Consider the following 24057-nt stretch of genomic DNA (forward strand, 5'->3'; position numbering starts at 1 on the left):
GAGGCGGTGCAGCGCGTCCCTCGTCTTCTCCGGCACGAAGGCGCGCGTGACATCGCCCCGGTTTGCCGTTGTCGACACGTTCGGTTATGAGCATGCAATGTCCGCCGAGGCTCCTCCCATCGATGTCCGCGTGCCTGCGCGCAAGGGTGACCGCCATCAGGAGGCGGTCACGCTGCTGCGCCGGATGATCCTCTCCGGCGAGCTCGCTCCCGGCGAACCGCTCCGCGAGGTCGCGCTCAGCGAGCAGTTCGGCACGTCGCGCACGCCCGTTCGCGAGGCGCTGCGGACGCTGGCGGCAGAGGGACTGGTGACGCTGCTGCCCAACCGGACGGTGCAGGTCAGCCAGCTCGACGAACAGGCCGCCTCCGACGTCTTCAGCGTGCTCGGCGCGCTCGAGTCGCTCGCGGCACGGCTCGCGTGCGAGCGGATGCGGCCCGAGGACATGGAGGTGCTCTCCGAGCTGCAGGGCGATCTGGCGCATTATTTCGAGGTGCGCGACCGGCCGCGCTATCTGGAAGCCAACCGGCTGATCCACGAGCATATCGTCGAGTCCTCCGGCAATACCTCTCTGGTGCTGGCGTGGCGGCTGCTGCTGCCGCGGGCGGAGCGCGCGCGCCACGTCAGCACGCTCGACCACGCGCGCTGGGCCGAGGCGTTCCAGGAGCATGTCGAGATTGAGCGCGCCTTCCGCGCCCGCGACGTCGCCGCGATCGCGCGGCTGATGGAGGCGCACTTCGACAACGGGGCCAACAGCATCCAGGAGGCGCGCAAGCGCGCGCGGCGCGAGCAAAGGTCGCGGGCGTACAGGAGCGCGCCCGGCGCCGAGTGACGCCGCCGCGGCAACGGGCTCAGCCGCCGCCGCGATAGAGCAGGCGCGACGCGTCGATCCGCAGGAACAGCAGCCCGCCCAGCGCCGACAGCGCGGCGAGCACGTACATCGCCGCATTCCACCCGCTCCAGTGGAGGATATAGCCGGTGATCACCGCCGCGAGCGCGCCGCCGATATTGCCGAACGTGTTCATCACCGCGGACACCGACCCGGCATAGACCCCGCCGACGTCGAGCGTCAGCGCCCAGGAGACGCCGACGGTCAGCTCCAGCCCGAACACCGCGAGCGCGAACCAGGCGACGCTCACCAGCGGCGAGGGGCTCAGCACCCCCGCGGGGATCGCCACCGCGGCGAGAGCGAAGCCCACCACCGCCACCGCGCGCCGCGCCCAGGTGACGCGGCCGGTGCGCCGCAGCAGATGGTCCGACACCCAACCTCCCGCCACGTCTCCGACCACGCCCGCCATCAGCGGCAGGCTGGCGAACAGCCCCATCCGCGCCAGCTCGAAATCGCGCACCTCGCCGAGATACTTGGGGAACCATGTCAGGAAGATGTTGATCGAATAGGCGTAGCAGAAATACATCGCCGAGATCAGCCAGAGCTGCGGCTGCGCCAGGATGCGCCGCCACGGCACCCGCGCCGTAGCGCCGGCCGCGGCCTGCGGCGCCAGCGCCGCCGCGATCATCTCGCGCTCGGCGGCGTTGGTGCCGGCATGATCCTGCGGCCGGTCGCGGTAATAGCCGAACCACACCGCGGCCCAGACCAGTCCCAGCCCCGCGAAGATCAGGAACGGCGCGCGCCAGCCGAGGTGGATCATCAGCCATACCACCAGCAGCGGCGTCAGCGCCGCGCCGAGCCGCGCGCCCGCGTGGGTCACGCCCTGCGCGAAGCCGCGCTCGGCGGGCAGCATCCAGCGGCTGAGCGAGCGCGTCGCGTTGGGGAAGGCGCCCGCCTCGCCGCAGCCGAACAGGAAGCGGCAGGCGATCAGCGAGCCGATGCTCCAAGTCGCGGTCGTCAGCGCGGTGAAGCTCGACCACCATATCACCACCGCGGTGAGCACGCGGCGCGGGCCGAAGCGGTCGCCGAGCCAGCCACCGGGGATCTGGAACAAGGCATAGCCGATCTGGAACACGCCCAGCACCCAGCCCCAGGCGCGGTCGCCGATGCCATATTCCTGCTGGATCATCGGCCCGGTCACCGAGATGACCACGCGGTCCATGTAGGTGATCATATAGGCCAGCACGGTGAGCCACAGCACGACGTGGCGCACCCGCGTCGGCCGCATCGCCGCGGGGGCGCCGGCGGATGCGGGCACCGGCGCCGCGGCGAGCGGCACCCCGCTCATCGGACCGACGGTACCTTGGTGCCGCCGACATAGACCGCGGCGATGCGGCGGCTGTTGCGGATGTCGCGCGTCGGGTCGGCGTCGAGCACGACGAAATCGGCGAGGCGGCCGGTCGCGATCACGCCGCGGTCGCCGGTGCCGAGCCACTGCGCGGAGCGGCCGGTCGCGGCGTGGATCGCCTGCGCCGGGGTGAAACCCGCCTTCACCAGCTGCTCCAGCTCCCAATGTTCGGAATAGCCCGGCAGCCGCCCCGGCGGCCCCGCGTCGGTGCCGAAGCCGTAGCGGACCCCAGCGCGCGCCAGCGCCATCTCATTGTCGCGCGCCTGCTCGTCGATCCTCGGCAGCGCGGGATAGATGCGGCTCGACGCGATCGACTTCTCGCGCTCGGGACTCTCCAGCCCCGCGATCGTGGCGGGGTCGGCGGCCTGGCGGAAGAACGGGTCGCGCGTGCGCGGATTGTCCGCGGCGAAGGCGTACACCGCGGCCTCGCGGCTGAGCGTGCCGGCGCCCTGCCACACGCCGTGCGCCTTCATCGCCCCGATCAGCTCGGCGTCGACCGGCCTGTCGCGCACGCTGTGCATGAAGCCGTCGATCCCCTGCGCCACCAGCATCTTGGCGTCGGCGAGGTAGAAGACATGGGCGAGCACGCGCTTGCCGCGGCGGTGGCCGGCGTCGATGATCGCCTTGCTGATCGCGTAGGGCATCTTCGGCATCGCGCCGAGCTCGTCGTCCATCCACAGCTTGATATAGTCGACGCCCTTGCGCGCCTGCGCGTCGACCTCGGCGGCCGCCTCCTCGGGCGTGGCGACGGGGTGATTGATCCCCGGCACGCCGCCATAGCCGCCCTTGAACACCAGCCCCTGCCCCGCGGTCAGCAGCCGCGCCATCGTCTGCGGACCGTCGCGGCCGGCGTCGCGGATCGCGAGCACGCTGTCCTTGTCGGTGCCCATCGACTGTACCGTGGTCACGCCGAAGGCGGCGTAGGTGCGCAGGTCGCGCCGTACCGACTCGGGGGTGAAATACTCCGCCTTTTGGACGAGGTCGCGCACCGTGCCGATGTGGATGTGGAGATCGATGATCCCGGGCATCAGGTACTTGCCGCCGAGGTCGACGGTGCGCACGCCGCGGCGCTTCGGCGCCTTGCCCTGCGCGCCGACCCAGCGGATCCGCGCGCCCTCGACCAGCATCGCGTGCCCCGCGCGCGGCGCGGCGCCGGTGCCGTCGATCAGCGTGAAGCCGCGGTAGAGCACCGGCTCCGCGCGCGCCGCGCCCGCCAGCAGCAGCGCGGCGAGCGGCGCCCACCGCGCCGCGCCCGTCATCGTCCGTCGCATCGTCATCCTCCCAGGCTGTTCCAGCATCAAGCGGCGGGTCGCTCAGCGCGGCGGGGCGACCAGCACGTCGCGCCCCACCGCGGTGACGTCGCGCTGCCCCGCCAGCGCCATCGCCACCGCCAGCTCGTGGCGGAGCAGCGCGAGCATCCGCGTCACCCCCGCCCCGCCCTGCGCGCCGAGCGCATAGGCCCAGGCGCGCCCGAGCAGCACACCCCGCGCGCCGAGCGCGAGCGCGCGCAGAATGTCGGTGCCCGAGCGGATGCCGCCGTCCATCAGCACCTCGGCGCACCCATCGACCGCTTCCACCACGCGCGGCAGCGCGGCGATCGCGGAGGGCGCGCCGTCGAGCTGACGGCCGCCGTGGTTGGAGACGATGATCGACTCCGCCCCGGCCGCGACCGCGTCGCGCGCGTCCTCGGCGTCGAGCACGCCCTTGATGACGAGCCGCCCGCGCCAATGCCGGCGCAGCCAGTCGAGGTCGGCCCAGGTGACCGAGGCGTCGAAGTTGCGGCTGACCCAGGCGGTGAACTCGGCCAGCCCGGCGCCGCCCGGCATCTTGGCGGCGTAGTTGCCGAGCGTGTGCGGCCGCCCGCGCACGCCGACGTCCCATGCCCACGCCGGATGGCGTGCGATCTCCACCGCGCGCCGCAGCCGCGCCGCCGCGCCCTGGTCGCCGGTCAGGCTAGTGCGCACATCGCGGCGGCGCGGGCTGTGCACGATCAGGTCGACCGTCAGCACCAGCGTCTCGACCCCCAGCGCGGCGGTGCGCGCGAGCAGGTCCTCCATGAAGCCGCGGTCCTTGATGATGTAGAGCTGGAGCATCACCGGCGCCGCCGCGGCCACCTCCTCGATCCCGCAGCAGGACGAGGAGGAGAGGATGAACGGCACCCCCGCCGCCGCCGCCGCGCGCGCCGCCTGCACCTCGCCGCGCCGCGCGTACAGCCCGGCGAGCCCGATCGGCGCGAGCGCCACCGGGAAGTCCGCCGCCTGCCCCATCAGTGTCGTGCCTAGGCTGAGCCCGTCGACGTCGCGCATCACGCGCTGGCGCAGCTTCAGCGCGGCGAGATCGGCGGTGTTGGCGCGCAGCGTCTCCTCGGCATAGGAGCCGCCGTCGATATATTCGAACAGGAAGTCGGGCAGGCGCCGCCGCGCCATCTCCCGGAAATCGTCGACCGAGGCGGCGATCATCGCCCGCTCACGCGCCACGCCACTGCGGCGTGTCCTTGGCGAGGTAAGCGCGCACGCCCTCGGCGAAGTCGGCGCTGCCGTAGACGCGCGCGATCAGGTCGGCGATGTCGGGCTGCGCGGCGACGGCGGCGCGGCGGATCGCCTCCTTGCTCACCGCCATCGTCAGCGGCGCGTGCGCGAGCAGCCGCTCGACCAGCGCGGCGACGGTGGCGTCGATCTCCGCGGGCGCGACCACCGCGTTGACCAGCCCGAGCGCGTGCAGCTCGGCAACGTCGACGATCTCGGCGCCGAGCAGCAGCCGCTTCGCCATCGCCACGCCGGCATGCTGGACCAGCCGGCCATAACCGCGCGCGGACAGGCAGTTGCCGATCGTCCGCGCCAGCGGCGAGCCGAACCGCGCGCCCGCGGCCGCGACGCGGAAGTCGCTCGCGAACGCCAGCGCCAGCCCGCCGCCGACCGCCCAGCCGTCGACGATCGCGATCACCGGCTGCGGCAGCGCCTCGACCGCGCCGACATAGCCGTCCATCTCGGCCTCGTAGGCGACGCCCTGTTCGCCGCCGGTGAAGTCGCGGAAGCCGGCGATGTCGGTGCCCGAGACGAACGCCTTGCCCCCCGCGCCGCGCAACGTGACGACCCGCACCTCGCGGTCGGCGGCGATCGCGGCGCAGGCCGCGCCCAGCCCGCGCCACATGTCCCAGGTGAGCGCGTTGTACGCCGCGGGGCGGTCGAAGGTGATGCGCGCGACCGCGCCCTGCTTCTCGTAGCGGGTAACGCCCGCGCTCACGCCGTCGCGCCCTGCGCCAGCCGGCCCGCCGCGCGCAGCTCGCCGCGGATCTCGTCGCCGTGCTGGTCGAGCAGCGGTGGGGGATAGCGCACCTGCTGCGGGGTCGCCGACAGCTTCACCGGAAAGCCGAGCGCCTTGATGCTGCCCTCCACCGGGTGCGGGATGTCCTGCACCATCGCGCGCGCCTGCGCGTGCTCGCTGGTGGTCGACTGCGCATAGTCGAGGATCGGCCCGGCGGGCACGCCGGCGGCGAGCAGCGCGTCGACCCAGTCGGCGACGGGGCGCGCGCGGAAGCTGGGACGGAGCAGCTCGATCAGGTCGCGCGCGTTGCCGACGCGCGCGCTGTTGTCGACGAAGCGCGGGTCGTCCGCCAGCTCGCCGCGATCGATCACGCCGAGCAGCGCGAGCCACAGCTTCTGGTTGGCGGCGGCGAAGACGAACCAGCCGTCCGCCGCCTCCACCGCCTGATAGGGCGCAGACATGCGATTGGCGCTGCCGAGCGGGCGCGGACTCTTGCCGGTGCCCCACAGCTCCGCGGTCTCCCACACCGACAGGCCCAGCGCGGCCTCGAACAGCGAGGCGGTGACGAGCTGCCCCTCGCCGGTGCGCTCGCGCACGAACAGCGCGGACAGGATGCCATAGGCCGCGAACAGCGCCGAGCCGAGATCCCCGACGGGCGTGGTGTTCTTGACCGGTTCGGCGTCGGGGAGGCCGACCGCGCTGATCAGCCCCGACATCGCCTGCGCGATGAGGTCATAGCCGGGCCGCGTCGCCCAGGGTCCGCTCGCGCCGAAGCCCGAGATGCTGGCGTAGATCAGCCGCGGGTTGCGCGCGCGCAGCGTCTCATAGCCCATGCCCAGCCGCGCGGCGACGCCGGGACGGCCGTTCTCCACCAGCACGTCGGCGGTGTCGACCAGGGCGTAGAAGGTGTCGCGGTCGGCCGCGTCCTTGAGGTCGAGCACGATGCTGCGCTTGTTGCGGTTGAGCGCGAGGAAGCCGGGACTGTCCTCGCCCTTGAGCCGGAACCCCATCGAGCGGCGCGAGCTGTCGCCGACGTGCGGCGGCTCCACCTTGATGACGTCGGCACCCATGTCGCCCAGCAGCATGCAGCAGAACGGCCCCGCCATCACCTGCGACACGTCGAGCACCCGGATCCCCGTCAGTGGCTGATTGCCCGTCATCATCCTCGCCCCGCCCCCCGGCGCTCTCGTGTATTCACCTTACACATCTTGCATACAATAGACGCATGCGACGGCAAGGGCCAGCGCGCGCTCATGCGCCCGGCTTGTCCTGCGTGATCGCGATCGTGCCGAGCGCCCCCGCGTCGCTCGGCAGCTCCGCCGCGCCCGCAGGGAAGCCGTTCTTCGACAGGATCATCGCCTCGACGTCGGCCACCTTGGCGGCGCCGAGGGAGTTGGGATTGTCGAACGGCATCGTCGTCTTGATCCGCGTGAACAGCGCCGCCGCGGTCTGGCCGTTCCAATTGGCGAGGAAGCCACTGCCCGCCAGCGCCGGCGCCTGGTCGTTGCCGCCGAGTGCGTCGCCGTGGCAGCTCGCGCAGTTGGCGGCATAGACCGCGGCGCCGCGCTGCACCTGCGCCTCGGTGTAGACGCCGCCCCAAACACTTGTGGGCGCGGCCTGCGACAGCGCCACCGCGGGCAGCGCGACCAGCGCGACGGCGAGCAACGGGCGGAGCGACGGCTGGGTCATGCGCACCTCTGGGGATGGCCGCTCACGCGGCGGGAAGACGGAAGGCGACCAGCTCGCTGCTGTACGCGCCGCCGCCGATCGCGATGACGATGTACTGGCGCTGGTCGAGCATGTAGGTCATCGGCGCGCCGGTCTGGCCCGCGGGCATGTAGACCGCGCCCTTCTGCTCGCCGCTGGCCTTGTCATAGGCGCACAGCATCGCACCGCGGCGCCCGTCCGGCAGCGTGAAGACGCCGGGCTCGCCGCAGATCACCAGCGTCTTCGTCACCAGCGGCCCGACGTTGCCCGAGCGCCCCGTCTTGGGGATGGTCAGACCCTTGAGCTTGTGATGGTTGCGCACCGTGTCGGGGGTCTCGCCGTGCGCCACCTGCCACAGATGCGCGCCGCGCCGGAGGTCGATCGCGGTGATCCTTCCGTAAGGAGGCTTGAGCAGCGGCAGCCCCTCCACCGTCAGCGCGCCATAGGTGTGGTCGCCGCGGCGCGGCGCGTCGGGCATGCCGCGCACGTTGATGACCGCGAAGTCGGATCGCTTCGGGTCGTCGTTCGGCAGCTCGCTCATCACGTCGGCCACGGTCTTGGAATAGACGTAGACCACGCCCGTCTCGGGATCGGCGCCACCGCCGGGCCAGTTGGTGCCGCCGGTCAGGTTGGGCGCGGTGAGCGTGCCCCAGGTGCCCTCCCGGTCGAACATCGAGGCCGGGGTGAAGAGCGGGCCGCGGCGATAGTTCTTCGCCAGCGCCAGCGCCTTGGCGCGCAACTCCGGGGTGAAGTCGATCAGGTCCTCGTCGCCGACACCCTGGACGTCATAGGCCGCAGGACGCGACGGGATCGGCTGGGTCGGCGCATACCATTCGCCGGGCACGTCGCCCTTGGGCACCTTGCGCTCGGGGATCGGCCAGATCGGCTTCCCCGTGGCGCGGTCGAGCACGTAGAGGAAGCCCTGCTTGGTCGGCTGCGCGAGCAGCTGCCGCACGCGCCCACCCACCGGCACGTCGAGCAGCATCGCGGCGCAGGGGATGTCATAGTCCCACAGCCCGTGGTGGACGAGCTGGTAGTGCCACTTGCGCTCGCCGCTATCGAGGTCGACCGCGACGATGCTCTCGCCGAACAGCCCCGGTCCGCGGCGATACTGGCCGCCGACGTCGCCGGTCGGCAGCTCGATGCCGAGATAGGCGAGGTTGAGCGCGGGATCGGCCGAGATCTGGCACCACATGCCGGCGTTGCCGATCGCCGCCGTTCCGTCGAGCCACGTGTCGTAGCCGAACTCGCCGGGGCGCGGGATGGTGTGGAAGATCCACTTCCGTCGCCCGGTGCGCGCGTCGTAGCCGCGCACGTAGCCGCGGACGTTGTCGCGCGTCCTGGGGACGTTGCCAGCGGTATGCGCGGCACCGACCACGACCGTGTCCTTGGCGACGAGCGGGGTCGAGTTGAGCCCGACGTCGCCCTCGATCAGGTCGATCTCCTGGTCGAACTCGGTCTTGAGATCGACCGCGCCGTCGCTGCCGAAGCCGGGGACGCGCTGGCCGGTGCGCGGGTCGAGCGCGATCAGCCGGTAGCCGATCGTGACGTAGAGCAGCCGCTCCTCGGTGCCGTCGGTCCAGTAGGAGACGCCGCGCCCGGAGAGCTGGCGCGGTGCCTTGCGCGCGCGCTCGCCCTCATCCTCGCGATGGATCCACAACAGCTCGCCGGTCGCGGCGTCGAGCGCGACCACGTCGCGGCGCGACCCGGCGGTGGAGTAGATCACGCCGTTGACCACCAGCGGCGTCGCCTCGAGCTGGTAATCGGGGCGCGCGCCGAGCGAGTCGGTGCGGAAGCGCCACGCCACCTCGAGGCTGTCGAAATTCGTCGCGTCGATCTGGTCGAGCGCGGCGTAGCGCGTGCTCGCCAGATCGTTGGCATAGTGCCGCCAGTCGGTGTCGCCGGGGGCGCGCCGCCGCGGGCTGACCTGCGCCGCCGCGAGGGGCGTGCGCAGCGCCAGCAGCGTGAGCGGCGGCAGCGCCAGCAGCGCGCGTCGTGTGAAGCGCATCGCGCGATCCCCTGCCGGCCGCCTCAGTGCGCCGGCTCGAAGTTGTGCAGGATGATCGGGCGCGGGTTGATCGGGATGCGGGTCGACATCGGCGCGCTGGGATCGTTGCCGGCGCGGTGCCAGCGCCCGCGCGCCGCGGTCACGACGTCACCCGGCTCCGAGGTGAAATAGGGATAGCCCTCGATCTTGTAGCCGATCTTGCCTTCCATGATGAACCAGAACTCGGTCCATTCGGTGTGGAAATGGCCCTTGTTGGTGTCGGGCGGCACCGCGTCGGCGGCCTTGCCGCGCAGGATGTTCGAGGTCCAGTGATCGTCCCACACGAACTTGCCGTTGTACGGCTTGTCGCCGACCGCGATCGTCTTGAAGAAGTCGACGTAGATCGGGTTCGTGTCGCGGTCCTTCGCCGGGCCGGGGTTGCCCGTCACCTTGACATAGGTGCGCCCCTTGACCGGATCGGGGGTCTCGCTGGCGGGATAGAGCGGCGCGGTGCCGGCCTGGCGCACCTCGAACCAGACGGCCGGCTGCTGCCCGACATTCTCGACCGAGTAGACGTGGCGGAACGGCACGCTGACCATGAAGCCCTTGGTCGCGGTGAAGGGCTCGGCGCCGTCGATCGTCACGCGCAGGCTGCCGTCCCACACGATGAACATGATGCGATCGTCGGCGAAGAAGCGCGGCTTGGTCTTCTTGCCCGCGCCGAGCGAGACGTAGTCCGCGTCCTGCTCGGGGTTGCGCACGACGGGATGGACCCAGTCGCTCTGGCCGCGATGCGCCGCGCGGATGTCGGCGAGCTTCCAATGGACCTTGTTGGGGGCGCTGTAAGCGGTCGGCTGCGTGGGCTTGGGCGCCCAATATTCGCCGGGCATCTTGGGCTGGGTCACCGGCATCGGATCCTCGCGCCCGGAGAATTGGGCAGAGGCCGCGACGCCACCGCCGAGCGCCGCGAGCGCGCCGCACAGGTACAGCAACCCTTTCATCCCACTCTCCTTTTTGCGACGCTGCACGTGGACGCGCCGTTTGTATGGACAGGTGCAATCTTGTATGCGATCTGAAATCACGTCAAGCACACTGACGATGATCGTCGGCAGGATGAGCCGGGGTGGCGGGGAGGATCGGGATGCGCTGGACGCTGGCGGGATTGCTGTTGACCGCGATCCTCGCCACCTCGGCGCACGCCGCCGACTATCAGGCTGATCTCGGCCCGATGCCGCTCGACGACGAGACCAAGGCGGTGATCGCCGGCCGCGGCGAGGCGGAAGCGCGGCTCGACGGCGCCCGGCTGACCGTCAGCGGCCGCTTCCGCGGGCTGCCGTCGCGCGCCACCGCGGCGCATCTGCTGATCGGCCCCGCGATCGGCGTGCCGGGCAGAAAGGCGCTGGCGCTGACGGTGAGCGGCGACACCGACGGGACGATCGCTGGCCGCTACCGGCTGAGCGAGGCACAGGCCGCGGCGCTGCGCACCGGGCGGCTGTACGTCCAGATCGACAGCGAGAAGGCGCCGCCGGGCTATAGCTGGGGGCCGAAGGGGACCTTGTGGGGCTGGCTGCTCCCCGCCCACGCGCGCGCCACCCCCGGCGTGCCGCAGCGCGGCGCCTGGTTCCTGCCGCAGCTCGACACGCCGCGGCGCTGACCATGCGACACTTCGCCCTCCGCCCCCGCGCCGCGCTCCTGCTCGCCGCCGCCGGTGTCGCGCTCGCGGGCACGATCGCGGTCGCGCAGCAGCCCGGCGGTTTCTTCACCCGCGCGCAGGTCGCCGCCGGGCGCAACGCCTATGCCGAGCAATGCGCCGCCTGCCACCAGAGCGACCTTACCGGCGCCACCGACGCGCCGGCGCTGACCGGCGCCTCGTTCAACGCTGTGTGGGGCAAGCGCGCCGTCGCGGCGCTCTACAGCAAGATCCACGCCTCGATGCCGTACGGCCGCGGCGCCAGCCTCGACGACGCGACCTATGACGCGATCGTCGCCTACATCCTCTACGCCAACGGCGCGCCCGCGGGCGACACGCCGCTCGACCGCGGCGCGACGACCTTGCTCGGCGCGGTAGCGAGCGGGAAGCCTCCCGCGGACGCCTTCGCCGACCCCGCCGCGCCGTCCACCGCCGCGACCGGCGCGCCCGCCGGCAGCACCGCTTCGCAGGAGGCGCAGATCGGCGGTGCCAAGGAGTCCGCCCCCGCCAACGGCCCCGGCGGCGCGGCCGCCCCCGCCACCTCGGCGGGCTTCGCCGCGCCGGGGCAGAAGGTGAAGTACGCCGATCCCGGCCGCTTCGTGCTGCCGAGCAAGCCGGGGCTGAGCCTCAGGGGAGCGATCGCCGGCTATCGCCCTGTCACCGACGCGATGCTGCGCGACCCGCCGCCGGGCGACTGGCTGATGTTCCGCCGCAACTACCAGGGGTGGAGCTACAGCCCGCTGGCGCAGATCGACACCGGGAACGTCGCGCGGCTCCAGCTCAAGTGGATGTGGTCGATGCCCGAGAACGGCACGATGGAGGACACCCCCATCGTCCACGACGGCATCATGTACATGTGGGGCGTCGGCAACGTCATCCAGGCGCTCGACGCGCGCGACGGCGAGCTGTTGTGGGAGAACCGGCTCGGCCCCTTCCCCACCAGCGCCGGGCCAGGCCCGTCCTCGGTGGAGACGCGCGCGATGGGGCTGTGGGGCACCAACCTCTACGTCAACACGCCCGAGGGCTGGGTCTATGCGCTCGACGCGCGCAGCGGCGAAGAAGTCTGGAAGACGCACATCACCGACGAGAAGCCCGGCGTCGGCCGTTCCACCGGCGGGCTGATCATCATCAAGGGCAAGGTGATCGTCGGCATGACGAACTGCGGGCGCAAGGGCACGCCCGACCATTGCTATATCAGCGCCTACGACGCCGCGACGGGGAAGCGCGACTGGACCTTCACCACCGTCGCGCTGACCGGCCAGCCCGGCGGCGACAGCTGGGGGGCGCTGCCCGACGACGAGCGCAAGGGATCGGAGACCTGGATCGCGGGCACCTACGATCCCGCGCTCGACACCACCTACTGGGGCACCGCGCAGGGCAAGCCGTGGCGCCGCGACGAGCGCGGCTCCGCCACGGGAGCGACCGATTACGCCAACTCCACGCTCGCGCTCGACCCCGGCACGGGCAAGCTGCGCTGGTGGTTCAACCACGCCCCCGGTGAGACGTTCGACCTCGACGAGGTGTTCGAGCGCGTGCTGGTCGATCACGGTGCGCGCAAGTCGCTCTACACGATCGGCAAGACCGGCATCCTGTGGCAGCTCGACCGCGCCAGCGGCAAGTTCCTCGGCGCGACCGAGACCGTGTTCCAGAACGTCTTCACGCGGATCGACCCGGTGACCGGCCGGCCGAGCTACCGTGACGACGTGGTGAAGCAGCAGTCCGACCAGTGGCTCGCCTCGTGCCCCGGCCCGGAGGGCGGGCACAATTGGCAGGCGATGAGCTATCACCAGCCGAGCGACGCGCTGGTGATCCCGCTCAGCCAGAGCTGCGTGCTGATGCTCGGCAACGGCAGCCAGGTCTATTACGAGATGCCCGGCACCGGCGGCAATCTGGGTCGGCTGTCCGCCTACCGCGCGCGCGACCGTGCGCCGCTGTGGACCGTGCAGCAGCGCGCGCCCTTCCTCACCTCGGTGGTGTCGACCGCGGGCAACCTCGCCTTCGTCGGTGACTTCGACCGCGTGTTCCGCGCGGTCGACGTCCGCACCGGCGAGACATTGTGGAAGACGCGGCTGGGCACCACGGTGCAGGGCTTCCCCGTCTCCTTCGCGGTCGACGGGCGGCAATATGTCGCGGTCACCACCGCGCTGGGCGGTGGCAGCCCGCAGCTCAAGCCGGGGACGATGCTGACCGAGGTGCATCGCCCGATCACCGGCTACGCTGTCTATGTCTTCGGGCTGCCGGAGGAGAAATGACCCTCACCGCCTGGCTCGCCACGCTGCTCGCCGTCACCCCCGCCCCGACATCCAGCGCGGTTGACTATCCTCGCCCGCTCGCCTTCCCGAAGGAGGATCGTGCCGCGGCGGCGCGCGCGTTCGACGCCGCGCGGCGGATCGCGCGCGACGACCTGTTCGTCGACTTCGCGCACCGCTGCATCCTCGACGCGCGCTACAAGCCGCGGACGCAGGGCGAGCAATATAACGGCATGGTCGAGCCCTTCGCCGCGTTCGACGAGCTGTTCTCGGTCGGCCAGATGGCGGTCTCGGCCTGGGCGCTGCGCACGCGCGACGGCATCGTGCTGTTCGACTCGCTCAACAACGCCGACGAGGCGCGCACGCTGATCGAGCCCAACCTGCGCGCGATGGGGCTCGACCCGCGCGATGTCCGCTACGTGATCCTCAGCCACGCGCATGGCGACCATTACGGCGGCGCGGCGCATTTCCAGCAGACCTATGGCGCGCGCGTGATCGCCTCCGCCGCCGACTGGGACGAGATGCAGTCGCCGCAGCGGCTCGCGGTGCGCGGCTGGGGACCGCCACCGCGCCGCGACATCGCGGTGGCGGACGGCGAGTCGCGCGTGATCGGCGGCGTGCCGATCCGCTTCCACGTTACCCCCGGTCACACGCGCGGCACGCTCTCGACGATCTTCCCGGTGTACGATCGCGGGCGACGCCACATGGTCGGCTTCTACGGCGGCTCGGGCCTGCCCTGGACACCCGAGCTGCGCGCGGCGCAGGTCGGATCGATCCGGCGGTGGATCGGGCTGACCCGCGCGGCCGGAGTGGATAGCCAGATCGGCAACCACCCGCTCCATTACGAGGCACTCGAGCGGCTCGAACTGCTCCGCTACCGGCGAGGCGGTCAGACCAATCCCTTCGTGCTCGGTCGCGATCGCTACCGCCGCTACATGCAGGTGCAGGAGCAATGCACGCGGTTGTGGATCGCGCGCAACGGTGAGCCGCAGCCGTTGTAAGAAACGACGGTGCACACACTGCAACTTTTCTGTCGACAATGATCCAGATCTGTCAGACAACTCGACGGACGGAGAGGATCAGGTCGGCGACGCCCGGCCGGCAGCGCAGGTTCGAGCGGAACAACCGCCGGACCGATCGGGTCGCCGATGCGCCGCGCGGGGTGTCGACCTGCCTCTCCCATGACGGGAGGAGGGGTCTGGACATGATGGCGTTCGAGATGGAGCTGAGGCACGGCCTGGCGGCATGCCGCCGAAGCGCCCTGATGGCGGCGAGCGGGGCGGCGCTTGCGATGGCATTAACGATGCCGGCGCAGGCGCAGGCGCAGACTGAACCGGCCGCGCAGACCGCACCGTCCCCGACGATCCAGCCCGGTTCGGCCGCCGCGACGCCGTCGGGCGCCGACCCCGCCACCGCCGACAGCGCGGCGACGGTCGACCAGCCCGATCCCGCCGCCGAGCCCGGCAGCGACATCATCGTCACCGGCTCGCGCATCACCTCGAGCGGTTTCAACGCGCCCACGCCGACGCAGGTGATCGGCGCGGCCGACCTGCAGCGGCTGGCGCAGCCCAACATCTTCAACGCGGTCACGCAGCTGCCCTCGCTGCAGGGATCGACCGGGCGCGCCACCTCGGTGGGCAGCACGTCGAGCGGCATCCAGGGACTGAGCTCCTTCTCGCTGCGCGGTCTGGGCGCGATCCGCACGCTGACGCTGCTCGACGGGCAGCGCTTCGTCGGCGCCAATTACTCGGGCGTGCCCGACGTCAGCCAGTTCCCGCAATTGCTCGTCCAGCGCGTCGACGTGGTCAACGGCGGCGCCTCGGCCTCCTACGGGTCGGACGCGGTCGGCGGCGTGGTCAACTTCATCACCGACAAGCGCTTCAAGGGCTTCAAGGCGAACCTCCAGGGCAGCATCACCACCTACGGCGACGACGCCGGCGTCACCGCCCAGGCGGCCTGGGGCAACAGCTATTACGAGGACCGGCTCCACGTCGTGGTCAGCGCCGAATATGGCCGGCAGGGCGGCGTGCCCAACCCGGGGTTCGGGATCGTCGGCGCCAACGGCCGCGACTGGTACAACTCGCCCGCGTTCGTGCAGACCGGCGTGACCAACACGCCCGCGGGCCAGCCGCGCATTTTCTACATCCAGAACGCGCAGCAATACCAATATTCGAAGTTCGGCCTGATCACCTCGGGCCCGCTCCAGGGCACCGCCTTCGGTGCCAACGGCCAGCCCTATCAGTTCCAGTACGGCTCGAACGGCGTGCCCACCGGGACCGGCGCCGTGACCGGCTGCACGCCCTCCTTCTGCTCGGGCGGCGACACCAGCGGCGTGGTCGGCGCGGGCACCAGCCTCGCCTCCAAGCTGGAGCGCTACAATTACTACTCGCGCGTCGGCTTCGACTTCGCGCCCAACAACGAGATCTACTTCACGTTCAACGGCTCGCGCGTCAGCTCGGAGAATTCGCCCAACCCGGGCTACGCGCAGCAGGCCAACCTCACGATCCAGTGCGGCCTCAACAACGCCAACGCCAACCCGTTCGTGCCGCAGTCGATCCAGCAGGCCTGCACCAACGCCGGCATCACGCAGTTCCAGTACGGCTCGGCGCTGGCGCAGCTCGGCGACTTCATCGAGGTCAAGCCGGTGCGCACCAACCTGCGCTACGTCGTCGGCGCCAACGGCAAGTTCCGCGGCCTCGGCACCGAGTGGAGCTACGACGCCTACTACGAGTACGGGCGCAACTACACCGACCTGCACGTCGACAACATGCTCAACATCTCGCGCTTCCGTGCGGCCTATCAGGCGGTGCGGCTGCCCAACGGCACGATCGGCTGCGCCAACGCGGCGGCGCGCGCCGCCGGCTGCGTCCCGCTCAACATCATCGGCGACGGCGGCGTGACCGAGGCCGCGCTCAACTACGTCAAGCCGGCGATCGGACCCTATCAGCACACCTGGTCGACGCAGAACGCGGGCGCGATCAGCTTCAACGGCCAGCCGGTCTCGACCTGGGCGGGTCCGCTGTCGGTCGCCTTCGGCTACGAGTACCGCCGCGAATGGTATCGCACCAAGGCCGATCCGTACGGCAACGGCGTCACCGCGGCGAACCCGAACACCACCGACTATCCCGCCGATCCCACGCAGAACACGCTGACCGGCGGCAATTGGTACGCCGGCAACTACAAGAACGGCACCGGTCGCTACAACGTGCACGAGGGTTTCCTCGAGCTCGACATCCCGATCTCGAACGAGGACCAGATCGGCCGCGCCAACATCAACGCGGGCGTCCGCCAGACGCGCTACAGCACCTCGGGCTGGATCACGAGCTGGAAGGTCGGCGGCACGTGGGACACGCCGCTCACCGGCATCAAGCTGCGCGGCGTGACCTCGCGCGACGTGCGCGCGCCCAACCTCTCCGAGCTGTTCCGCACGCCGACCTTCGCCAACGCCACCTTCCTCGATCCGCGCGCGCCCGGCAGCTCGCCGACCGCGGGGCAGTTCGTCCAGGCGCCGTCGAACACGATCGGCAACACCGCGCTGAAGCCGGAGACCTCGCGCAACACCACCGGCGGCATCGTCTTCGACGGCACCACCGCCGGCTTCCTGCCGGGCTTCAGCGCCTCGTTCGACTATTACAACATCAAGGTGGAAGGCATCATCACGCCGTTCAGCGGGCAGTCGGCGATCAACCAATGCTTCCTGCAGAACCTCGCGCAGTTCTGCGGCTCGTTCAATCTCGACGCCGCGGCCGGGCCGCTGTTCGTCAACGAGCAGCTGTTCAACTTCGCGCGCGTGCGCACCAACGGCTTCGACATCGAGGCGAGCTATCGCCGCCCGCTCAGCGGCGTCGGGCTGCCGGGCGCCTTCACGATCCGCGGCCTCGCCACGCGCACGCTGCATTACACCGAGACGTCGGGCCTCCCCGGCACGATCCCGACCGAGCAGGCCGGCAACAACCGCGGCAACGTGCCCGACTGGAAGGTGTTCGCGATCCAGAGCTGGGACACGGACGACTTCTCGCTGTCGGTGACCGAGCGCTGGTTCTCCGACGGCGTCTACTCGAACGAATATATCCAGTGCGATCCGGGCAGCTGCCCGGCGCCGGATCCGACCGGCAACATCACCACGATCAGCGACAACACGATGCCCGGCGCGCTCTACGTCGATCTCGGCGGCTCGTTCAACATCAGCAAGAGCATCTCCGCCTATGCCAAGGTGGACAATCTCTTCAACAAGGCGCCCGAACCCTCGCCGCAGAACGGCGTGACGTACGGGTTCAACCCGGTGTTGTACGACGTGCTCGGCCGCACCTTCCGGCTCGGCCTGCGCCTCAGCCTCTAGGCCGCTCCCCTTGGCCTTGCCCTGGCTCCCGAGGACCTTCCTCGGGAGCCATTTTTTATGAAAGCGTCTGCAGTGACGGGGCCCCGCGCTCAGCTCGCCCCCACCGGCAGCCGGCGCGGCCGTCGCCGGCCGTTCCGCTCTCAGCGGCTGACCGACAGGATGATCCGGCGAGCGCCGGGACGATCCTCTCGCCCTGGCGCAGTTCGTCGCGCCGGCGCGCGCCGCACCCTTCCACCCGCGACCAAGCGGCTCTATGCGCTGCGCTGTCGCAGGGAGATCGGCGTTGCCTGGTCGGTCCCGCACCAGTGCGCCGTGACGCGGACGCGCGATGCCGCCCGCAGGCCTCGGGAGTGTGAGAGATGAATGTCGGTCGGAACGTCAGCCCAGCCCCGGCACGCGTGATCGCACGCGACTGACACTCGTACCGACCGCGCCCGACCGATGATCCTGCTCACGCTCTCTGCCCTCACGCTCACCGCCCCCGCCGCGGCGGCGGCGCCGCTCGCCCAGGCGAGAAGCCGCCGCGCGGCGCGGCGCGCGCGCGGCACGCTGCGGCTGCCCGAGCTCGAACTGCCCCCGGTGGTGGTCGAGGCACCCGAGCCCGAGGTGCCGCCGCCGACGCTCGGCGACGTCGGCGTCACCCTCGCGAAGATCCCCGGCCCGACGATCCCGCCCGAGATCCGCGCCATGCTCGACGCCGCGATCGCGGCCAACGACGAGGCCGGCGTCGCCACCATTGTCAAATACGCGCGCGCGGGCGATCCCGGCTCGGCCGACCTGGTGCTGCGACAGGCGAGCGACTGGCGCTCCGCGCGCGCGCGGGCGCACGACGAGCGCTTGCAGCAGGCCAGCGCGTTCGAGCTGTGGACCGGCAAGGTCGAGGCGGGTGGGTTCGTCTCCACCGGCAACTCGAACATCACCGGGCTGACCGGCTCGGCCGATCTCACCCGCGAGGGGCTGCGCTGGCGCCACCGGCTGCTCGGCCAGGCCGACTTCCAGCGCACCGACGGCGTCACCAGCCGCGAGCGCTACACCTTCGGCTACCAGCCCAATTACAAGGTCAGCGACCGCGCCTACATCTATGGCAACCTCGGCTATGAGTCGGATCGCTTCCTCGGCTATGTCAGCCGCTACGCGGTCTCGGTCGGGGCCGGCTACGGCGTGTTCCGCCGCTCCGGGCTGACGCTCGACCTCGAGGCCGGTCCCGCCTTCCGCCAGACCGATTTCACCGACGAGTTCATGCAGAGCAGCCTCGCCGCACGCGGCAGCATGAATCTCAACTGGACGCTGATCGGCGGCCTGCGGCTGAGCCAGGAAGCCTCGGCCTATCTCGAACATTACAACAGCACGGTGCGCAGCGTCAGCGCGCTCGAGGCCAAGCTGCTCGGCCCGCTCTCGGCGAAATTCTCCTACACCGTGCAATATGAGAGCGAGCCGCGCGACGAACGGCTCAGCACCGACACGCTCAGTCGATTGTCGCTGGTGTATAGTTTCTGAGGAAAGCTCGTATCGACGTCCCTCGTTGGTCTCGATATGTATGGCGACCCTGATCACCTTACCTGCCGTCATCCCGGACTTGGTCCGGGATCCACCGTGCCGCGTACTCAGACCGCGTCGCTCTCGCGGAAGAGTGGATCCCGGACCAAGTCCGGGATGACGGGGCGGTAGTTCTGGATCGCCCGCATGGCCGTTCCGCGCACCAGCCATTTCGCGCCAAACCTCCCCCATTGATCCGTATCAGTTTGATTAGGCGGAACGATTCATCGGCGCCACCCGTATCCTCGGCCCTATGCCTGCTCCCGAGACACCGTTGTTCCGCTGGACGCACCAGGCCCAGGAGGAGCTCGAGACGCTGCTCCACGGCCATGTTGCCGAGCGATCCTTCCCCTGCGTCGGCGCCAAGGCGGCGCTCGCGCGCGGGACGCTGGACGTGCTCGCCTGCTCGCGCATCGACAGTGCGTGGGACGATCTGCGCATCCACGACGGGCTGGTCCGCTTCGCCGCCGCCTATCGCGCCGAGCCGACGCTGTTCCGCAGCTATGCCGTGGTGTTCGAGGGACCTGACGTGCTCGACGAGACCACCTTCGAGGCGGCGCTGTGGGAGCGGATCCAGTCGCTATCCGACAAGGACGTGTGGCGCGGCCAGTCCTACGACGGTCGCGTCAGCCATGATCCCGACAGCCCGCATTTCTCGCTGAGCTTCGGCGGTGAGGCCTTTTTCGTCGTCGGCCTCCACCCCAACGCCTCGCGCCCGGCGCGGCGTTTCGCGCGGCCGACGATGGTGTTCAACCTGCACGACCAGTTCGAGCAGCTGCGCGCCGACGGTCGCTACGAGACGATGCGCGAGGCGATCATGGTGCGTGACGAGAAAGTCGCGGGCTCGCGCAACCCGATGCTGGCGCGCCACGGCGAGCTGAGCGAGGCGCGCCAGTATAGCGGGCGCGTGGTCGACTCGGCGTGGCGCTGCCCGTTCCATTATGCCGGCGGAAGCGACCCCGCGTGAGCGCGACGATCGAGATCGCGCCGCGCAGCGGCACCGCCTTCCGCCTGCTGGCGGGCCAGCGGCTCACCGTGATCGACCCGCGCGGCGTCCAGGTGGCGGACCTGCTGGCGTACAATGCCGAGGACGTGCGCGAGGTGATCTCCTCGGGGCGCACCTTCGACTATGCCGAGACGATCCGGCTCACCGCCGGCCATCTGCTCTACTCGAATCGCTCGCGCCCGATGCTGGCGATCGTGGAGGACACCGTCGGGCGGCACGACTTCCTGCTGACGCCGTGCTCCTACGACACGTTCCACCATTTCTACCCGGAGCTGCCGCCGCATCGCGGCTGCTTCGGCAACCTCGCCGAGGCGCTCGCGCCGTACGGCGTGACCGAGGACATGATCCCGGTGGCGTTCAACTGCTTCATGAACGTGCCTGTCGACGGCGCGACGGGGAAGCTGGAGGTGCTTCCGCCGACCAGCCGCGCCGGCGACCATCTCACGCTCGAGGCACGGATGGACCTGATCATCGGCCTCACCGCCTGCTCCGCGCCAGCGTCGAACGGCGGCAGCTTCAAGCCGATCCATTATCGCGTGGAGTGAGCGGCGGAAGCCTGACCCTTCGTGTTCCCCGGCCTTCGCCGGGGCACGACGACCGCGCCGCTTAGTTCACCCCCGCCCGCGGTGTCGGCGCGCGCTGTTCCGCCTCGGCGATGCGTTCGGCGTAGCGCGAGGCGAGGTCGAGGTGGAGACGTCGCATCGGCGCGTCGCGCGCGTGGCGCGCGGCCGCGCTCTCCTGCTCGGCGCGGCGGCGATAGTAATCGAGATCGTCCATCGTGGTCATCGCGTGATCCCTCCCGGTGTGGGGACTCTGTCACGGTACGCTGCGACTCGCCTCGCATTGTGCGCTCATCTGGTCGCGATGCACCAACATTCGTCACAAAGAGCGACGCGACTCGAAAAGAATCAGTACTACTTAGGTCAACACGACGCGCGGCGGCCGAGCGCCGCTGCCCGCGCGCTGGCGCCGCGCCGGCGGCTGCGGCATGGGATCGCCGATGGACCGTGACTTCCGCCGCGTCGCCGCCGACGGCACCGCCGCCCCGCATCGCCGCGCGGTGATCGCCGAGCATCCGGTGGCGATCGAGGTCAACGGCCTCGGCTATGCGGTGATGATGGCGACTCCCGACGACCTCGCCGACTTCGCCACCGGCTTCGCGCTGTCCGAGCGGATCGTCGCGGCGGCGGACGAGATCGCGGAGCTGGACCTCGTCGAGACCGCGCAGGGCGTGATCGCCCGGCTCGCGGTGCCGCCCGCGCGCGCCGCCGCGGTGGCCGACCGGGTGCGTCGCCGCGCCAGCGACAGCTCGTGCGGGCTGTGCGGGATGGACAATCTCGACTCGGTCCACCGCGCGCTGCCGCACGTCACCGGCGCACCGGTCGCGCCCACGGCGATCTTCGCCGCGCTGGCGGCGATGCGCGATCACCAGCCGCTCAACCGCGCCACCGGTGCCGCGCACGCCGCGATGCTGTGCGATGCCGCGGGTGCGATCCGGCTCGCGCGCGAGGACGTCGGCCGCCACAATGCCTTCGACAAGCTGATCGGCGCGATGGCGCGCGGCGGGCTGGCGTGGGACGACGGCTTCGCTTTGCTGTCGTCGCGCTGCTCCTACGAGCTGGTCGAGAAGGCCGCGCTGGCGGGCTGCGCGACGCTGGTAACGGTGTCGGCGGCGACCAGCCTGGCGCTCGACCGCGCCGCCGCGGCGGGGCTGACGCTCGTCTCGCTCGCGCGCTCGGATGCGGTGCTCTTTTCGGATCCCACGCGTTAGGACGCGCATGACCAAGCAGCACGACGATCGCCCTGATTTCACCCCCTATGACGGCCCGGCGGGCGGCTGGGGCTCGATGCGCTCACTGGCGGACATCGTCCCGCGCGAGAAGAACGTGGCGGTCACCACCGCCGAGCTGACGCGCCAGAACAAGCCCGACGGCTTCATGTGCGTCAGCTGCGCCTGGTCCAAGCCCAACCCGCCCAGCGTCGCCGAATTCTGCGAGAACGGCGCCAAGGCGACCGCCTGGGAGATCACCAGCCAGCGCGTCACCCCCGACTTCTTCCGCGCCCATGCGCTGACGGAACTGCGCGGCTGGAGCGACTATCGGCTGGAGGAAGCCGGAAGGCTGACGCACCCGATGAGGTACGACCGCGCGACCGACCGCTACGTCGTCGCGCCGTGGGAGGAGGCCTTCGCCGCGATCGGGGCGCGGCTCAAGGCGCTCGCGCCGCGCTCGGTGGTGTTCTACGCCTCGGGCCGCGCCAGCCTCGAGACCTCGTACATGTACCAGCTGATGGCGCGGCTGTACGGCAACCAGAACCTGCCCGACAGCTCCAACATGTGCCATGAATCCACCTCGGTCGGGCTCAAGGCGGCGATCGGCGTGCCGGTCGGCACCACCACGCTGGAAGACTTCGACCACACCGACTGCATCCTGCACTTCGGCCAGAACGTCGCCACCAACAGCCCGCGGATGCTCCACCAGCTCCGCGCGGTGCACAAGCGCGGGGCGCAGATCATCGTGTTCAATCCCCTGCGCGAGCGCGGGCTGGAGCGCTTCACCGACCCGCAGAATCCGGTCGAGATGGCGACGCGCAGCGAGACGCCGATCGCGACGCAATACCACCAGGTGAAGGCGGGCGGCGATCTCGCGGCGATGATGGGGATCGCCAAATGGGTGATCGAGAACGGCCATGTCGACCACGAGTTCGTGACGGCGCACACGCACGATTACGCCGCCTTCGAGGCGCGCGCGCGGGCGACCGGCTGGGACGAGATCGAGCGCGAATCGGGGCTGACCCGCGCCGCGCTCGAGCAGGCCGCCGAGGCCTATGCGCGCTCCACCGCGACGATGGCGATCTACGGCATGGGCCTGACCCAGCACGTCAAGGGCGTCGACAACGTCCGCATGCTGGTCAACCTGCTGCTGCTCCGCGGCAACATCGGCAAGCCCGGCGCGGGGCCGTGTCCGGTGCGCGGGCACAGCAACGTCCAGGGCCAGCGCACCGTCGGCATCACCGAGAAGACCGAGCTCGCGCCGGTCGAGAAGCTCAAGGAACTCTACGGTTTCGATCCGCCGACCGAGAAGGGGCTCGACACCGTCGAGGCGTGCGCCGGCGTCATCGACGGCACGGTGAAGGCGTTCGTCTCGCTCGGCGGCAATTTCGTCCGCGCCGCGCCCGAGACCGAGCTGCTCGAGGAGGGTTGGGCGAACCTGGATCTCTCGGTGCAGATCGCCACCAAGCTCAACCGCAGCCACCTCATCCCCGCCGCGGGCGAGACCTGGCTGCTGCCCTGCCTCGGCCGGATCGAGCGCGACCTGCAGGCGAGCGGCCCCCAGCGCGTGACGATGGAAGATTCGACCAGCGTGATCCACCCGTCGCTCGGCAAGGTCGACCCGGCGAGCCCGCACCTTCTCTCCGAGCCAGCGATCGTCGCGGGCATCGCCAAGGCGCTGCTCCCGCCCAACCCCGCGATCGACTGGGACGCCTGGGTCGGCGACTATGCGCTGGTGCGCGACGAGATCGCCAAGGCCATCCCGCATTTCTTCGCGCGCTTCAACGAGCGGCTGCGCGAGGAGAAGGGCGGCTTCTGGAAGGGCAACAAGGCCGCCGAGCGCGTCTTCGAGACGGAGAGCGGCAAGGCCGAGTTCCTGGTGCCCGACGTGCTCAACGCCACCGGCTTCACCGACAGCGACGGGCGCTACCGCTTGCTGACGCTGCGCTCGAACGACCAGTTCAACACCACGATCTACGGCTATTCGGACCGTTTCCGCGGCATCAACGGCACGCGCCAGGTGGTGCTGATGAACCGCGACGACATCGCGCGCGCCGGGCTCACCGCGGGTGCCAAGGTGACGCTGGCGAGCGACGCGGGCGACAATCACGAGCGCCGCGTCGGCGACCTGATCGTGGTGGAATATGACGTGCCGCCGGGCTGCATCGCGGCCTATTATCCCGAGTGCAACCCGCTGATCGCGCTCGCGCACCACGCCGAGGAGAGCCACGTGCCCGCGGCCAAGTCGGTCCCGGTGCGGATCGTGGGGTAGAG

The 24057-nt window shown here is 70.6% G+C and carries 19 protein-coding genes; 10 read left to right on the forward strand and 9 right to left on the reverse strand.

The genetic code is table 11. From position 1 onward, the window contains the following. Nucleotides 1-130 precede the first annotated feature (130 nt). A complete protein-coding gene (locus FHY02_RS16830; RefSeq protein ID WP_183924280.1) occupies nt 131-829 on the forward strand; it encodes a GntR family transcriptional regulator in 699 nt (232 codons plus the stop codon). Nucleotides 830-848: 19 nt separating this feature from the next. Here the strand turns inward: FHY02_RS16830 and FHY02_RS16835 are convergent, their stop codons facing one another. From FHY02_RS16835 to FHY02_RS16870, 8 genes are all read right to left on the reverse strand, one after another. Beyond that, nucleotides 849-2174: an MFS transporter gene (locus FHY02_RS16835; RefSeq protein WP_183924281.1), complete on the reverse strand. Its 1326-nt coding sequence runs from the start codon at nt 2172-2174 to the stop codon at nt 849-851. Continuing rightward, a complete protein-coding gene (locus tag FHY02_RS16840; protein WP_260172954.1) occupies nt 2171-3505 on the reverse strand; it encodes an amidohydrolase family protein in 1335 nt (444 codons plus the stop codon). The genes FHY02_RS16835 and FHY02_RS16840 overlap by 4 nt, the downstream gene beginning before the upstream one ends. Before the next feature lie 42 nt (nt 3506-3547). Next, complete coding sequence (locus FHY02_RS16845) at nt 3548-4693, reverse strand: L-lactate dehydrogenase (RefSeq protein ID WP_183924395.1); 1146 nt, start codon at nt 4691-4693, stop codon at nt 3548-3550. Nucleotides 4694-4700: 7 nt separating this feature from the next. Further along, complete coding sequence (locus tag FHY02_RS16850) at nt 4701-5477, reverse strand: enoyl-CoA hydratase (protein WP_183924282.1); 777 nt, start codon at nt 5475-5477, stop codon at nt 4701-4703. Beyond that, complete coding sequence (locus FHY02_RS16855; RefSeq protein ID WP_183924283.1) at nt 5474-6658, reverse strand: CaiB/BaiF CoA-transferase family protein; 1185 nt, start codon at nt 6656-6658, stop codon at nt 5474-5476. The genes FHY02_RS16850 and FHY02_RS16855 overlap by 4 nt, the downstream gene beginning before the upstream one ends. 91 nt (nt 6659-6749) lie before the next feature. Then, entirely contained in the window at nt 6750-7187 is a 438-nt protein-coding gene (locus FHY02_RS16860) for a c-type cytochrome (protein WP_183924284.1), read from the reverse strand. Between the two features lie 22 nt (nt 7188-7209). After that, entirely contained in the window at nt 7210-9213 is a 2004-nt protein-coding gene (locus FHY02_RS16865; RefSeq protein WP_183924285.1) for a PQQ-binding-like beta-propeller repeat protein, read from the reverse strand. Nucleotides 9214-9236: 23 nt separating this feature from the next. Continuing rightward, nucleotides 9237-10193, reverse strand: coding sequence for a cupin domain-containing protein (locus FHY02_RS16870; RefSeq protein WP_183924287.1), 957 nt, complete (start codon nt 10191-10193; stop codon nt 9237-9239). Between the two features lie 140 nt (nt 10194-10333). Between FHY02_RS16870 and FHY02_RS16875 the strand changes: the two genes are divergently transcribed. The 7 genes from FHY02_RS16875 to FHY02_RS16905 all read left to right on the forward strand — a co-directional run bounded on the left by FHY02_RS16875 (nt 10334) and on the right by FHY02_RS16905 (nt 20557). Further along, nucleotides 10334-10846: a CHRD domain-containing protein gene (locus tag FHY02_RS16875; RefSeq protein WP_183924289.1), complete on the forward strand. Its 513-nt coding sequence runs from the start codon at nt 10334-10336 to the stop codon at nt 10844-10846. Between the two features lie 2 nt (nt 10847-10848). Next, the gene (locus tag FHY02_RS16880; RefSeq protein WP_183924291.1) at nt 10849-13134 is read left to right on the forward strand and encodes a PQQ-binding-like beta-propeller repeat protein; all 2286 of its coding nucleotides are present in this window, start codon (nt 10849-10851) and stop codon (nt 13132-13134) included. Beyond that, nucleotides 13131-14132 carry an MBL fold metallo-hydrolase gene (locus FHY02_RS16885; RefSeq protein WP_183924293.1) on the forward strand — a complete coding sequence of 334 codons (1002 nt, stop codon included), beginning with the start codon at nt 13131-13133 and terminating at the stop codon, nt 14130-14132. Before FHY02_RS16880 ends, FHY02_RS16885 begins: the two co-directional genes overlap by 4 nt. Before the next feature lie 203 nt (nt 14133-14335). Further along, nucleotides 14336-17470, forward strand: a complete 3135-nt coding sequence (locus tag FHY02_RS16890) for a TonB-dependent siderophore receptor (protein ID WP_260172955.1) — start codon at nt 14336-14338, stop codon at nt 17468-17470. A gap of 441 nt (nt 17471-17911) precedes the next feature. Next, nucleotides 17912-18967: a YdiY family protein gene (locus FHY02_RS16895; protein WP_260158646.1), complete on the forward strand. Its 1056-nt coding sequence runs from the start codon at nt 17912-17914 to the stop codon at nt 18965-18967. A 292-nt stretch (nt 18968-19259) separates the two neighbouring features. Then, complete coding sequence (gene gntA / locus FHY02_RS16900; protein WP_183924295.1) at nt 19260-19973, forward strand: guanitoxin biosynthesis heme-dependent pre-guanitoxin N-hydroxylase GntA; 714 nt, start codon at nt 19260-19262, stop codon at nt 19971-19973. Beyond that, nucleotides 19970-20557 carry a DUF1989 domain-containing protein gene (locus FHY02_RS16905; RefSeq protein WP_183924297.1) on the forward strand — a complete coding sequence of 196 codons (588 nt, stop codon included), beginning with the start codon at nt 19970-19972 and terminating at the stop codon, nt 20555-20557. Before gntA ends, FHY02_RS16905 begins: the two co-directional genes overlap by 4 nt. Nucleotides 20558-20618: 61 nt before the next feature. On the opposite strand, the gene FHY02_RS16910 is transcribed toward FHY02_RS16905, so the two are convergent. Continuing rightward, nucleotides 20619-20798: a hypothetical protein gene (locus tag FHY02_RS16910; protein WP_183924299.1), complete on the reverse strand. Its 180-nt coding sequence runs from the start codon at nt 20796-20798 to the stop codon at nt 20619-20621. Nucleotides 20799-21012: 214 nt separating this feature from the next. Between FHY02_RS16910 and fdhD the strand changes: the two genes are divergently transcribed. Together fdhD and FHY02_RS16920 are read left to right on the forward strand one after the other, a co-directional pair. Then, the gene (gene fdhD, locus FHY02_RS16915; RefSeq protein ID WP_183924301.1) at nt 21013-21783 is read left to right on the forward strand and encodes a formate dehydrogenase accessory sulfurtransferase FdhD; all 771 of its coding nucleotides are present in this window, start codon (nt 21013-21015) and stop codon (nt 21781-21783) included. A gap of 7 nt (nt 21784-21790) precedes the next feature. Beyond that, entirely contained in the window at nt 21791-24055 is a 2265-nt protein-coding gene (locus FHY02_RS16920) for an FdhF/YdeP family oxidoreductase (RefSeq protein WP_183924303.1), read from the forward strand. Nucleotides 24056-24057: the final 2 nt, after the last annotated feature.

Origin of the sequence: Sphingomonas sp. BK069 (assembly GCF_014193405.1) — a bacterium.
GTDB lineage: Bacteria > Pseudomonadota > Alphaproteobacteria > Sphingomonadales > Sphingomonadaceae > Sphingomonas.